We start from the raw sequence: 13984 nt of genomic DNA, 5'->3' as shown, positions 1-13984 counted from the left end.
CCGCGCGGGCCAAATGGCCGGTAAATGAGCCTGTATGCAGGTTTTTCCGCCAACAGTACGACTACGGCGGGTTGTTCAGCTGATGATCGTGGACGTCTCGCCGCTGCCTGTCAACCGGCAACATCACTCTCCGGCCATCAGGCGTCACGCTGAGCTGGCGTGGTGGGCGGCCGGTGGCGGTTGTCGCCGTGCTCTCCCGTCACGCCGGGGCGGGGGAGCAGGAAGGAGGCCAGGAGCGTGACCGCGAGCAGGCCGGCCTCCGCGCCCAGGGTGATCTTCATGGTTCCGGCGTAGCCGAGCCTGACCATCGCCCGGCCGGCCTCGGCGGCAGGGCGGTCCGCCAGCCGACGACAGGAATCGGGCGGCGTCGCGGGATCCATGGACTCGACGGTCTCCCGCCCGCACGCGCGCAGCGCCACGACGAGCGCGGACCGCTCCGCACCGGGTGGCCCCGGGGCCATCGCGTCCGCAGCACCCGCGACCTGGCCGCCGAGCGCGGAGAAGAACACCGTGCCCAGCACCGCGACGCCCAGCGCGCTGCCCAACTGCTGCACCGCGGTGAGCGTCCCGGAGGCCGAACCCGTCTCGTGCGGCTCCACCGTGGCCAGAACCGTATGGAAGAACGGGCCCATCACCAGCCCCATCCCCAGCCCGACGACGGCCAGCGCCGGCGCGCCCTGCCACACCGTGACCCGCGCGCCGACGAACTGGAGCGTGAGCGCGAACGCCCCGGTGCCCACCGCCATCACGATCACACCGATCTGGACGAGCCCACGGCCGAGCCGGTCGAGCGCCCCCGAGCCGTCCAGCACCTGGACGACGCCGAAACCCGCGACGCTCCCCGCCGACCAGGGCAGCACAGCCAGCCCCGCTTCGAGCGGCGTGGCACCCAGCCCCGACTGCAGGAAGAGGCTGAGCACGAGGGAGAAACCGGCCACCGCGGCGAACAGCGCCGCGCCCGTCACCAATCCGCCCGAGAAGGCCCTCTTGCGGAACAGCCCCGGCACCACCAGCGGATCGCCACCGTGCCGCGCCTTGCGCGTCTCGTACCAGCCGAAGAGCCCGAAGAGCGCCACGCCCGCGGCCATGGACACGAAGGCCCACACCGGCCAGCCGAGTTCGCGGCCCTGCACGAGCGGGAAGACCACCGGCAGCGCCGCGGCCGAGGCGAGCACCACCCCGACGAGGTCGAGGCGCGTCGCGGCCGTACGGCCCGACTCGGGCAGGAACCGCCATCCGCCGAGCAGCGCGAGCAGGCCCAACGGCAGATTGATCAGGAAGACCATGCGCCAGCCGGACCCGAAGAAGTCGGCGCTCACCAGCCACCCGGCCAGGACCGGGCCGCCCACGTACGACAGCCCCATCACCGGCCCGTACATCCCGAACGCCTTGCCCGCCTCCCTGCCGTGGAACATCTCCCTGATCAGCCCGAGCCCCTGCGGGATCATCACCGCGCCGAACAGCCCCTGCACCCCGCGCGCGCCGATCAGCATTCCCGGCGACCGGGCCGCCGCGCACAGCAGCGAGGCGAGGGTGAATCCGAACGCGCCGATCAGGAACATCCGCCGACGCCCCACGATGTCACCCAGCCGCCCGCCGGTGATCAGCCCGACCGCCATCGCCAGCGCGTACGCGGCACCGAGCCACTGCGTCACACTCGTGCCGCCACCCAGTTCGGCGTGGATCGACGGCGCCGCGATGTTGGCCACCAACGCGTCGAGCATGTCCATCGCCTCAGCGGCGAGGATCACCCACAGCGCCACCCAACGCCACGCGTACGGAGGTGGCTCGTGCGGCGCGGAGGAGCGACCGGGGGCGGTGGGCGCGGCGATGTCGTCGGCAGGGGAGTCGGCCATGGAAAGGATCTTTCCCCGGAACCTCGGGTAACGAGACGACGTCGCATGCCGTTGGCGGGAAAGAGCGCCTGGTGTGTCAGCCGGCCGGCCGCTCCCCGGCCGCGTCGAGGAGTATCCGCGCCAGTTCGCGCGGCTGGGAGAACATGGGCCAGTGGCCGGTATCCATCTCGACCAGCCGCCAGTGCTCGCTGGTCAGCAGCTCGACCACGTCGGCGCCCGGATCGGCGCCGTCGAGCAGGCATGTGACGTAGGTGGCCGGGATTGCGCCCAGCGGCCGGGCCAGTACGGCGGGTTCGGTCAGGGTGGCGCCCGGGTGCGGCGTCGAGCCCTCCACGATCCGTGCGATCTGCTCGTCGGTGAGGCCCTGGCACGCGTAGTGGTCCGCGCCCACGACGGGCCAGAATCCCCCGTTCTCGGCTATCGACGCCTCCACCCTCGCCCTGCTCTCCGGCCAGGCGGAGACGAAGGACTCGCCGTCGGCGGGAACCGCGGAGTCGACGAACACCACGCGGGCCAGCCGGTCGCCGATCCGCTCGGCGGCCTGCCCGACCGGGATACCCGAGTAGCTGTGACCCACCAGGACCACCTCGCGCAGATCCCGCCGTTCGACCTCGTCGACGATGTCCTGGACATGGGTCTGCTGCCCGGCCGGCACCCCCTGTTTCTCGGCGAGGCCGGACAGCGTCAACGGGTGGGCACCGTGGCCGGCCGCACGCAGAAGCGGCACCACCTCGTCCCACGCCCACGATCCGAGCCGCGCGCCTGCAACCAGTACGAAATTCGCCATGGCCGCAACGTAGCGGAGCCTTCTGACAACCGCTCAGGATTCGCGTCGCTACGTGCCGTCCGGCTACGGGGCGAGCGCCGCCAGAGCGTCCGCCACCGGCGTCGGATCGAGCGGGCCGATATGCGGTGCGGTCGGGAAGTCGTGGACCCGGAAGGGGTTGCGGGGCGTACGGGCGTCCGCCTCCGCGATCATCCGGTCCTGGAGCTTCGTGGCGATCGTCCGGTCCTTCCCGAAGCGGAGATAGGTGCGCGGCAGGCGCCCCCACGCCCCGGTCCGCCCCACGGCCCGGCCCGCGTAGGCCGTGGTCGACTCGTCCGTCTGCATACTGCCCAGGCGCTGCCGGAACGCGTTGTCCGGATAGTCGGCGCACATCATCTCCCGCAGCGCCTTGAGGTCTTCCGGGTCGCCGGTACGGGGGTTGAGCCGCATGACGCCGAGCCGTTCGGGGTTCCCGATGATCTGGGCGAGCGGGATGAGCGCGTCCGCGTTCTCCGGGGCCGCCGTGCAGGCGTCCGGGGTCGGCAGCGCGGGGCTGGGGCAGAAGGCCGCCATGTAGCAGATGTGGTGGAGCAGTTCCGGTACGGCGTCGCTCACGCGGCTGACCGTGGCACCGCCGAGGCTGTGGCCGGCCAGGACGACGGGACCGTGTGCGGCCGCCCGCCGCACGACACGCGTGACGTGCTTCTCGTAGTCGTCCAGGCTCAGTGCCGCGACCGGCGAGGGCTCGGTGGCCATGGCCGCGAGGTCCTGCCGCTGATACGACTCCGGCACGAACGCCTGCGAGCCGTGCAGGGGCAGGTCCACGGCGACGACGCGGTGACCGCGCAGGGTCAGCCGCTCCGCGACGGGCAGCCAGTACGCTCCCGCGCTGTGCGTGCCGTGGACGAGTACATACGTGCACGGCCCGGCCGTGCCCCGTCCGGGTACGGCGGCAGCGGCCGTGGTGGCTGCCGTGCCCGAGCCGAGGACCATGCCTCCGGTGGCCAGCCCCACCCCTCGTAGAACACCTCTGCGGGTGGTGTGTCCTCGCAGGACATCGCCACTTGCGCAGCTCAAATCACCGTCAGATGTCATGCGTTGACCGTAGGCGCTGCCGTGGGCGTTCAGGAATGGGGCCCAGCCGCCGGTTCGGTTCGGGGGTATGGGGCGTGGCGTGATGCGCGCCGCGGCCCGATCCCGGCCTTCGAGTGAACCCGAGCGGAGCGCGAGGCGCCGCCCGCTCACCGGGCGGATGATTCCCCCGGCCACCGGTGACGCCCCGGCGTGGTCATGAGCAGGCCGACGTGCCTGTACCGCACCTGAATGCTCCTGCTGTCGAATTCCCCGTGGGACAGCACGCTCAATGACGGGCGGCGAGCGGGACGGAGGAGCCTTCGACCGGGGTCGGGGCATCGGTGCCGGTGGTGTCGGGCCGGCCGCCGTCTTCCGCGGTGAGGCGCTGAAGCAGGCCGAGCAGGGCCGCCCGGTCGGCACCGGACAGCGGTGAGAAGCAGGCGGCGAGGACCTGGTCGGCAGCCTCGTGACCCGCCGTCAGGACCCGCTCGCCCGCAGGCGTGAGGTGGTGCGCGATGCGTCGGCCATGTCCCGGCCGGCGCTCGACCAGGCCCTGGGCCGTCAGGCGGCCGACGAGCGTTCCGAAGGCCTGCTCGCTCTGGAAGGTCGCCGCGGCCAGCACCCGGGCCGAGGCACCGGGTGAGCGGCCGATGGCGCGCAGGGCGTCCCACTGGGCCAGGGTCGTCCCCACAGCCGACAAGGCGGTGTCGAGCGCCCGGTGCTGGCGGTACTGGGCCTGCTTGACGGCCCTGCCGAGGGCCTGGAGATCACCGTGCATGGGTCAAGTCTACAGCGAACCAAGCTAGTTTATATAAACATGTTGGGTTACTCTGCGGGGCATGCCCGCAGACCGCACAGCGGCCGTCCACGACGACCTGCCGCTCACCTTGTCCGAGGCCGGGACCGGCCGACCGGTCCTGATCCTGCACGGCGGCGGAGGTCGCGCCACCGTCACCGGCCTCGCCGAGCACCTCTCCCGCACCGCGCACACGCTCACCCCCGTCCACCCGGGCTGGGACGGCACACCCCGCCCCGCGTGGCTCACCGGCATCGACGACCTCGCCCTCGCCTACCTGCACCACCTCCACGACCGCCGGCTGACGGACGTACTGGTCATCGGCTCCTCCCTCGGCGGCTGGACCGCGGCCGAGATGGCGGTGCGCGACACGGCGGGCATCATCACCGGCCTCGTCCTGATCAACGCCGTCGGGGTGCGCGTCGAGAACGAACCGATCGCGGACTACTTCGCGCTCGACCCCCGTGGCGCGGCAGAACACACCTGGCACGACCCGGACCGCCACTACCGCGACCCCGCCACTCTGAGCCCGGACGAACGCGCCGCGCTCCAGGCCAACATGGCCACCATGCACGCCCTCACCCACGACCCCTATATGCACGACCCCAAACTGCTGCGCCGGCTCGGACGCGTCCGGCAGCCCGCCCTCCTGCTGTGGGGAGAGAGCGACCGCATCGTCACCCCCGCATACGGAGCGGCGTACGCGGCGGCCTTCGCGGACGGCCGGCTCGCCGTCATCCCGGAAGCGGGCCACCTTCCGCAGCTCGAACAGCCCGAAGCGACCTTCGCCTTGATCGACGACCACTTCAGCCGCACGAGCACGCGCTCGACCGGAACGGTTCCCCGCTGACCGGACAGGTGCGCGTCCGCGGGTGCGGGCCTCGCGGTGGAAGGGGAGCCGGCGGAGCCAGGCTAGGAGCTTCCGCAACTGCTTCCGCCACAGCTGCTTCCGCAACTGCTCCCACAGCTGCTCCCGCTCGAACAGCTGCCACTGTCGCTTGAGCCACTGTCACCGGATGAGCCGCTGTCACCGGAACTCGCGCAGCTCCAGCTGGTGCCGCTGCTTGCGCTGCCGCCCCAGCCGCCGGTGAAGAAGTCGGCGAGGGCCGAGCCGGTGCCGCCGTCCCCGGCCGCCGTGACCAGCTGATCGCGCAGTTCTTCGTCGGCCACGGTGAGCGGGCCGTCCAGGGCCAGGGCGACCAGTGCCGACAGTCCGAGGCCGACGGCCAGGCCCGGACCGACGCCCGTGGTAGTGGGGACCGTGGTGGGCGTGGTCCCTTGCCGCGTCCGCTGTTCGAGCTCCCGTGCGCCGGGGGTGAGGGCGCCGGGCGTGGGCAGGACGCGCGTGCGCACCTGGTGGGCGGCGTAGGCGGACAGGGCCAGCAGGACGGCGAAGAGCAGGTTGCCGGGCTTGAGCAGGGAGTGGTCGACCGCGAACACGACGAGCCAGGGCAGTGGCAGCCACCGCAGCAGCCAGAGCACGCGCTGGCCGAAGCGGAAGCGCTTGCGCTGCCGGGGGGTGTAGGACAGACCACGCCCGGCCAGGTCGTCGCCGATGGCGCGTACCTCGCGCCGGGTCATGGCGCGTGTCCGCAGCGCGGCCATCGAGGGGGAGGCGCCGCGTCCCGCCTCGGCGTGTGCGCGCCGGATCGCGTTCTCCACCTCGGTGCGCCCCCAGCTGCCGTGCGGCAGGTGGACCTTGCCCTTACGGGTGATGCGCAGGGTGCCGTCCCGGTGCATGGCGGCCACGGCGGTGTCGACGACCCGGCCGGGGCCGCCGTGCATCCAGGCCAGTTCCAGTACGTGCCGCGGGGCCGGGCCGGTCTCCTTCTCCAGCGGGACCGGACAGGTCGTGCCGGCCTGGGCGCGTACGGCCTTCGCGCGGGCCACGGTGCCGTAGGCCGCGCAGGCTGCTGTCACCAGCCAGAAGGCGGCCAGACACAGGTAGGCGTTGCTCATGGGGAGACCTTCCTTCCGAAGATGCCGGGCAAGGGGCGCCGGGGGGCCAGCTGCCGGAGCCGGCGCCGCAGGGCGCGGCGGCGGGGCGCGGGGAGGCCGCCGCGGGCCAGGAGGTGCCGGGCGAAGCCGGCCACGTCCGAACGGGCTCCGCCTTGGAGCGGGTTGGTCCTGGCCCAGTCGATGAAGTCTCCCCGCGCGCCCTCGGTCACCTCCGGGGCGATCCGGGAGGCCACCTCGTAGCGCTTGGCGGCGAGGGCGCGGGACGCGGCGGCCAGCCGCTCCGGGTCGAAACGCCCCGGTGCGGGCACCCCGGCGGTGAGCGCCGCGAGCACCTCGCCCTGAGCCCGGTCCAGCCGGGCGCGGTGGGCCTGTGAGGGGACGCCGTCGACTGCCCCGGACGCCACCCGGACACCGCTCACCGTTCCCCGGCCGGGCGGCCCGGCGTCGAGTACCGCGCGTATGGCGTCGAGTTCGCGTGAGAGCTCCTGGGCCATCGGGTAGTTGCCATCGCGCTCCAGCAGCACGCCGGGCGGGTCGGTGCGGGCGCGGAGGGCGGCGAGTACGTCCAGGACCGGCGCGGTCAGCGGGTGGGCGTGGGTGTCGTGCCAGAAGCCGTCGCGCTCGACGCCGCCCGCGACGTGCGCGTACGCGACTGCGTGCAGCGGCAGGTCGTCGAGCGCGCGGACGGGATCGGCGCCGAAGTTGACGTGATTGGCGTGGAGGTTGGCGACGTCCACCAGCAGCCGTACCCCGGTCCGTTCGACCAGTTCGGCGAGGAACTGCGCCTCGGTCAGCTCGTCCTCCGGCCAGGCGAAGAGAGCGGAGGTGTTCTCCAGCGCCAGCGGCACCGGCAGGGCGTCCTGCGCGATCCGGACGTTCTCGGCCACGACGGCCAGCGCCTCGCGGGTCCGGGGCACCGGCAGCAGATGCCCGGCCTCCAGGACGGGCGATCCGGCGCGCACGAACGCGACGTGCTCGGAGACCAGCGGCGAACCCAGCGCCACGGCACGGTCGGCGAGGGCGGCCAGCCGCTCCGGGTCGGGACGCCCGGCTCCGCCCAGCCCCAGACCCACGCCATGCGGCACCACCGTCACGCCGCGCTCGCGGAGCAGTTGGAGCGAGGCCGGAAGATGCGTGGGGCAGACGGACTCGGCGACCACCTCGACCCAGTCGAGACCGGGCATGCGCTCGACCAGCAGGTCGATGTCCGGGCGCCAGCCCATGCCGATACCGAGCCGTTCCACCGGCTTGCCTCCCCCCACAGCAAGATCACTTGTGGGGGATACCGTAACCCTTATGGTCAGGTTTTCGTAAAGAGCGGCAAAAGCGAGGGCATGCCCTCGCATTCGGATCGGCGAGGCGTCCGGGCCTGGGCTCGGACAGGCCGACAGCCGCGCGAGGCCCAGGCCACGGCCCGTCCTTGCCTTCTCGCACTCGCCGGGCCCATCGAGCCCGGGCGCTTCACCGGGCCGCCCTCTTCAGCGGCTCCGCCCCACCCCGGCAACTGCGCGGGAAATCCGCCCACCGGGGTTTCTCCTTAAGGTGTGCGGATGACGACGAAGGCGTACGCGGCGCTTCTCCGCGGCATCAATGTGGGCGGCCATCGGAAGGTCCCGATGGTGGATTTGCGGGCGTTGCTCACGGAATTGGGATACGGGGACGTTCGTACGCACCTGCAGAGCGGAAATGCTGCCTTCACGGCCGGGCCGACGGACGAAGCGGCGCTCGAGACCCGGGTGAGCCAGGCGATCGAGGACCGGTTCGGATTCCCCGTCGATGTCCTGGTGCGCGACCACGCCTACTTGAGGGCGGTGGCCGACGCCTGCCCCTTCCCGGCGGCGTCGCTGGAGCCGAAGCAGCTCCACGTCACGTACTTCGCGGGCCCGGTCACGGCGGCCGACTTCGCGAAGGTCGACGGCGAGCGCTTTCTGCCGGAGGACTTCCGCCTCGGCGACCGCGCGCTCTATCTCTACGCCCCGGAGGGCCTGGGCCGTTCGAAGCTGGCGGACGCCCTGGGAAGGGCGGCGCGGGGCGTGGCGACGACGCGCAACTGGAACACGGTCACGAAGCTGGCGGAGCTCACGGGCCCCGCCGGTCACCCGTAGCCGGCGACGGATCACGCAGGCCCGGCAGACCGGCACCGTCGCCTCCGGGGAGACACGCCCCGGCCGCTCGCAGTGACCGCTGATCACGCGCGGAAGAGCCGGGCGCGCCCTACACGCCAGGAAAGGCGAACGCCCCTCCTGGGAGCGGGCGATGAGGGTTCCGGCTCCGCCTCGCATGACGCGGCCCCTCCGCCCCCGCCTGTCCGTAGATTGGTGACAGCGGGGGACGCTGTCTGGGGGGACCATGCGAATCGTCGGACGAGAGACGGAATGCGCACGTTTGGCCGCACTGCTGGGCGAGGCGCGCGCGGGTCACGGGCGCAGCATCGTGTTGCGCGGCGAACCGGGGATCGGGAAGACGGCGTTGCTGGACCATCTCGCCGAGAACGCGGACGGGTGCGCCGTCGTGCGGGCGGCCGGCGTCGAGTTCGAGTCGGAGCTGACGCTCGCCTCGCTGAGCGAGCTGATCGGGCCCCTGTCGGACGTGCTGCGGGAGCTCCCGGCCCGGTACGCCGACGTGCTGTCCGCCCTCGTGCCGCAGACGGCTGACGACGGTGCCGTGCCACCGGCGGCGGCCGGCCGGCACGCGGTCTACGCCGCGACGCTCGCGCTGCTCACCGCGGCCGCCGCCCGCCGGCCGCTGTTGTGCCTGATCGACGACGCGCACTGGATCGACGACGCGTCGGCGGCCGCCTTGTTGTTCACGGCGCGCCGGCTGTTCGCCGACCCGGCACTGATCGTGTTCGCGGCCCGGGACGTCCCCGAGTTCGACGCGCCCGGCATCGAGACACTCCGCCTGGAGGGTCTGGACGAGCAGGCCAGCCTGCAACTGCTGGCCCGCAACGGGAAGGTGCCGGCGCTGGTCGGCGCACGGCTGGCCGCGCTGACCATGGGCAACCCGCTCGCGCTGCTGGAGCTGCCCCGGGTGCTGCCGCTGGAGACCGCGGACAGCCTCAGCGAACTGGTCGAACCGCTGCCGACGACGAAACTGCTGCGACGCGCCTTCACGGCGCCGCTGGTGTCGATGTCGGCCCGGCAGCGGCGGGCGCTGCTGGTGTGCGCCGCGGCGGGGAGCGCGGAGCTGGAGGTGGTGGCGCGGGCACTGAGAGCGCTCGGCGTCCATCTCACGGCACTGGACGAGGGCACCGTCAGCGGTCTGGTGCAGATCACCGGGCGTACGGTGACGTTCCGGCATCCGCTGATCAGGTCGGCCGTCTACGCGCAGGCCGGGCCGGGCGAACGGTGGCAGGCGCACGCCGCGCTGGCCGGCGCGTGCACCTCACCGAAGGACGCGGACCGCAGGGCCTGGCATCTCGCCTGCGCGACGGTCGGCCCTGACGAACAGGTCGCCGCGGCGCTGGAGGCCACCGCCGACCGCGCCCGGCGGCACGGCGGGATCGTCGCGCAGGCCGCCGCCCTGGAACGGGCCGCCGAGCTGACCGGTGAGCCGGTGCTGCGAGCCACCCGGACCTGCGCCGCCGCGAAGATCTGGACGTCCGCGGGCGCGCTGGACCACTCCGAGGAACTGCTCGACCAGGCCGAGGCGCTGGCCGGGGACAACGTCACCGCGCGCATCGAGGTGCTGGGCGACCGTGCCTACCACGCCGTGCTGCGCGGGCGGACCGGCGACATCTTCGACGCGCTCGTCGCGGAGGCGGCCGGCGCCGGACCGGAGGACCGGCTGGCGGCCGGTCAGATGCTGAGCCTGGCCATGAACGCGCCGCTGGCCAGATGGGACGTCGCGGCGACGCTGGAGGTCTGCGCGAAGGTGATGGCGCTGACCGCCCCGGACGGTCGCCCCAACCCCGCCTTCCCCAAGGGGGCCGTGCGCATGGCGCTGGCGCAGGTGCTCGCCGGGCGGCCGGCCGGTGCCGAGCTGGCCAGGACGTGTGTCCCGGTCTGCGAGCGGCACGTGCCGAACGGGGCCTGCGCCGAACTGGCCGAGGTGCTGATGTACGTCGAGGACTACGACCTGGCGCGCCGCATGATCGACCATGACATCGTCGCCGCCCGGGCCGTCGGCGACATCGCGCTGCTCGGCTACGGACTGCGGCGCCGAGCCCAGTTGGACATCCGCGTCGGCCGCCCGCTCACGGCCTATTCCGACGCGCTGGAGTGCGCCGGTATCGCCGACGCGATGGCGCAGCCGACCACCATCGCGGCCTCCCGCGCGACACTTGCCATGGTCACCGCCGTACTCGGCCGGGCCGACGACTGCGCGGCACATGCCGAGGAGGCGATGCGGCTGTGCCCGGACGACCTCGAGACCGAGGTACGCGTGCGATACGCCTCGGGCCTCGTGGCGCTGTCCGGCGGCAGGACCGATGACGCCGTCGTCGCACTGCGCCGCGCGGACACGGCGCTGCGCGCCGTCGTCGAGCCGGCCGTCGTCCCGGTGGCCGCCGACCTGGCCGAGGCGCTGGCGCGGGCAGGCCGGTCCGACGAGGCGCGGTGTGTGCTGGACCGGCTGGACGCAGCCGTCGCCGCGACGGGCCGCCGCGGCCGACGGGCCGCGGCACTGCGGTGCCGCGCGCTGCTGGCACGTGGTGCCGCCGCGGGACCGCTGTTCACCGCGGCGCTCGAGGCGCACCGAGATGTCGATGAACCGTTGGAGCGGGCCAGAACCCTGCTCTGCCAAGGCCAGTGGCTGCGCCGGTCCCGGCGCCGGCAGGATGCCTACCAGCCGCTCGCGGCGGCGCTGGAGATCTTCGAGTCGGCCGAGGCCACGCTGTGGGCCGCGCAGGCCCGCCATGAACTGACGGTCCTCGGCCTGCGCACCCGGCCGAGTGCCGACCGGCCGGATCTGGGCGTGCTCACGCCGCAGGAGTGGCGGATCGCGTGGGCGGCGGCACAGGGGCAGACCAGCCGCGAGATCGCGGCCGAAGTGCTGCTGTCCGTACGCACGGTGGATTACCACCTGGGCAACGTCTATAGAAAACTGGGCGTTTCCTCGCGCCGGGCACTGATCCGGCAGCTCGGCGGATCCGCAGAACTACCGGCCTGACGCCCGGTCATCGCAGGGGCCGAGGCCGCTTCCCGGTGGCCACGGCCCTTTTCCGCTGTTCAACGGCCGCCCATTTCACCTGTCAGCTCTACGGATCCGCAGTGCGTGACCGCTCAACATACTGGGTTCCACCGATCGGCAAGGGCACCAGGGGGACGGACCTGGCCATCAGGGACGCAGTGGACCGGCAAGTGCGCCTCTCGCGTTCCGCTCAGCGGTACGGCAGAGGACAGGCAGCCGCATGGTGTCCGACATCGCCGACGTCGGAAAGCCGAAGAGCGAGACGGGTCTTCACTCGATCACCGCGTCTCGCGTCGCTTGCAAAGGGGAGTGCAATGAGGACAAGCACATTCACGGGACGGGCCGCGGCCTCGGTCGCCACCGTTCTCGCCGTCGTCATCGGATCGGCGGGGGCGGCCAGTGCCGCCGATGGGGCTTCGCCGGCCAGTTCTTCGCACCATGCTTCCGCCGTTCACGTCAGGCCGGCGGCCAGGGGGGCGACACTGACCGGTGCGTCGATCACGTTCTTCACCCTCGACGACGACAAGGACGGCGACACACTGCTGTCCATTCAGGTCCTGGGCCGCAACAACAAGGTGGCCGCCTCGGCGACCGGATTCTTCGGGAAGTTCGGCGACGGATCGACCCGTCAGATCTCCTTGAAGCTGCGACCGGGTTTCACCTGGGACGCATTGCAGGGAGGCCACTTGCGGCTGAACATCCAGCCCCACGGCGACGACACGTGGAAGTTCGGATACGAACTCGACCTGTCCTTCTCCGACGGGGATTTCGCACCGACCATCGCAAGCCGGCTGTCGCTGAGCGAGGACAACAAGACGCGCCTCGACCCACTGCAATTCTGACCTCAACGCCGACCGCTGTGATCACCGGCTGTTTTCGTCGGGGGCCCGGTGACGCGTGCTCCTCCGCCTCTTTAGAGGGGGAGGAGCACGCGGGCGTCATCGGAGCTCGCCCAGGTCGTGGCAGCCGGGCGCGCCGCGAGGCGAGAGGGCCGAGTGGATGCCGATGCCGCGCCGCCGCGGCAGCCCGAGCGGCCCCGAACAAGATCGCGTTCATCCATGGACAGCGTCAGGGGAAATTTGTCATGGTGACCCGCATGCCAGTTCCCAGACTCGCCCCGGACGCCGCTGCCTTCTACGCGGCCCAGAGCCCGTTCTCCGACCCCGGGAACCTCTCACCGCTCTACACCGCCCTGCCCGCCGATCCGCGCGAGCTCGCCAGGATCGCCCGGGACCTGGTGGTGCACCGTGTGGAGGGCGACCTCTTCGACTACGCCATCCCGCAAGACCGCTTCCGCGACGACGCCGAGACGCGTTATGTCGACGACATTCTGCGGATCGTCGTAGCACGCGACGACGCCCCCTTGTCCCAGCGCCGCGAGATCGGCGACCGCTTCGTGGGTATCTGCCGCGATCTCGCGTTGCTGCACTGCTCGTTCCTTCGCCACGTGGGCATACCCGCTCGGATCCGCTCCGGCTTCGCCGACTACTTCGGTCCCGACGGGTTCCACTGCGACCACGTGGTCACCGAGTACTGGGATCCCGCACGCGGCTGGCTGCTCGCCGATCCGCAGCTGGCGGACCCGCTCGTCGCGCGGTCGCACAAGGTGGGCTTCGACCCCATGGACGTCCCGCGTGAGCGCTTCCGGATCGCCGGCGACGTCTGGCGGCAAATCCGCGCGGGCGAGGCCGACCCGAGATCGTACGGTCTCCCGCTGCCGGACGGCCCTCTGGCCGGGGAGTGGTTCGTGGTGGGTGACATCCGTCTCGACCTCGCGGCGCTCAACAAGGTCGAGACGCTCCTGTGGGACGTCTGGGGTGTCGGGGCCGACGACGACAGCGGGATGACGGACGCCATCCGCGAGCTGTACGACGTGGCCGCGGAGGTGACGACCGGTGAGATGTCCTTCACCGCGGTGCGGCAGCTCTTCGCGGAGAACGACGGGCTGCGGACACCCCGGACGGTGACTTCCCTCGCACCGTTCAACGGCCCGAGCGAGGTCACCCTTCGCGACTGGCCCGGGCTTGTCCCGTAGCCTCTGACCTCTGACGGCGCGTCGTACAGGCTCACGCGCCAAGGCATTCGCCGGAACGGCGGACGACCCCTGCCTGTCAGTCCCCGTCGGCCGCCGGCTGCCACCAAGTTCAACACCCAGGCCGGCGGCCCGGGGCAGGGCCTGTGTCCCTTCCGGGCCCCGCACCGCCGAGGACACCGAGGACGAGAACCGAACGCACGCACCCGCTCCTGACGCCGTTCGTTACACAAGGAAAGACCCGCGCCTAGACGCCTCACCCCGGCTCATCCACGAGAATCCAAAAAGCAGGACGGCGATGTCGAGAACCTGTGACGGGCTCCGTCCCCGCCAGGAACGCGACCACAACGGGCCGCACCAGCGAGGAGAGA

At 72.1% G+C, this 13984-nt stretch carries 11 protein-coding genes; 5 read left to right on the top strand and 6 right to left on the bottom strand.

The window, feature by feature from the left end:
• Positions 1–137: 137 nt before the first annotated feature.
• The 4 genes from ACZ4A5_RS17905 to ACZ4A5_RS17890 all read right to left on the bottom strand — a co-directional run bounded on the left by ACZ4A5_RS17905 (position 138) and on the right by ACZ4A5_RS17890 (position 4474).
• Positions 138–1856: an MFS transporter gene (locus ACZ4A5_RS17905; protein WP_467584242.1), complete on the bottom strand. Its 1719-nt coding sequence runs from the start codon at positions 1854–1856 to the stop codon at positions 138–140.
• A 76-nt stretch (positions 1857–1932) separates the two neighbouring features.
• The gene (locus tag ACZ4A5_RS17900; protein ID WP_467584241.1) at positions 1933–2643 is read right to left on the bottom strand and encodes an alpha/beta fold hydrolase; all 711 of its coding nucleotides are present in this window, start codon (positions 2641–2643) and stop codon (positions 1933–1935) included.
• A gap of 63 nt (positions 2644–2706) precedes the next feature.
• Complete coding sequence (locus ACZ4A5_RS17895; protein ID WP_467584451.1) at positions 2707–3615, bottom strand: alpha/beta hydrolase; 909 nt, start codon at positions 3613–3615, stop codon at positions 2707–2709.
• Positions 3616–3982: 367 nt separating this feature from the next.
• Positions 3983–4474, bottom strand: a complete 492-nt coding sequence (locus ACZ4A5_RS17890; RefSeq protein ID WP_467584237.1) for a MarR family winged helix-turn-helix transcriptional regulator — start codon at positions 4472–4474, stop codon at positions 3983–3985.
• A gap of 61 nt (positions 4475–4535) precedes the next feature.
• On the opposite strand from ACZ4A5_RS17890, the gene ACZ4A5_RS17885 reads away from it, so the two are divergent.
• Positions 4536–5342 (top strand): alpha/beta fold hydrolase, encoded by an 807-nt coding sequence (locus ACZ4A5_RS17885; protein ID WP_467584234.1) that lies wholly within the window; start codon positions 4536–4538, stop codon positions 5340–5342.
• A gap of 62 nt (positions 5343–5404) precedes the next feature.
• On the opposite strand, the gene ACZ4A5_RS17880 is transcribed toward ACZ4A5_RS17885, so the two are convergent.
• Together ACZ4A5_RS17880 and ACZ4A5_RS17875 are read right to left on the bottom strand one after the other, a co-directional pair.
• Positions 5405–6451, bottom strand: coding sequence for a TIGR04222 domain-containing membrane protein (locus tag ACZ4A5_RS17880; RefSeq protein ID WP_467584231.1), 1047 nt, complete (start codon positions 6449–6451; stop codon positions 5405–5407).
• Positions 6448–7674 carry an MbnB/TglH/ChrH family RiPP precursor modification enzyme gene (locus tag ACZ4A5_RS17875; RefSeq protein ID WP_467584448.1) on the bottom strand — a complete coding sequence of 409 codons (1227 nt, stop codon included), beginning with the start codon at positions 7672–7674 and terminating at the stop codon, positions 6448–6450. The genes ACZ4A5_RS17880 and ACZ4A5_RS17875 overlap by 4 nt, the downstream gene beginning before the upstream one ends.
• A 327-nt stretch (positions 7675–8001) precedes the next feature.
• On the opposite strand from ACZ4A5_RS17875, the gene ACZ4A5_RS17870 reads away from it, so the two are divergent.
• From ACZ4A5_RS17870 to ACZ4A5_RS17855, 4 genes are all read left to right on the top strand, one after another.
• Entirely contained in the window at positions 8002–8556 is a 555-nt protein-coding gene (locus ACZ4A5_RS17870; RefSeq protein ID WP_467584228.1) for a DUF1697 domain-containing protein, read from the top strand.
• A gap of 244 nt (positions 8557–8800) precedes the next feature.
• Complete coding sequence (locus ACZ4A5_RS17865) at positions 8801–11560, top strand: ATP-binding protein (RefSeq protein WP_467584225.1); 2760 nt, start codon at positions 8801–8803, stop codon at positions 11558–11560.
• Positions 11561–11895: 335 nt separating this feature from the next.
• Positions 11896–12423, top strand: a complete 528-nt coding sequence (locus ACZ4A5_RS17860; protein ID WP_467584223.1) for a hypothetical protein — start codon at positions 11896–11898, stop codon at positions 12421–12423.
• 254 nt (positions 12424–12677) lie between these two features.
• Positions 12678–13616: a transglutaminase-like domain-containing protein gene (locus ACZ4A5_RS17855; RefSeq protein ID WP_467584220.1), complete on the top strand. Its 939-nt coding sequence runs from the start codon at positions 12678–12680 to the stop codon at positions 13614–13616.
• Positions 13617–13984 lie beyond the last annotated feature (368 nt).

It is taken from the genome of Streptomyces sp. NPDC025618, from assembly GCF_055558795.1.
The sequence above is the reverse complement of the archived record's forward strand: the minus strand, read 5'-3'. Positions and strand labels throughout refer to the sequence as shown.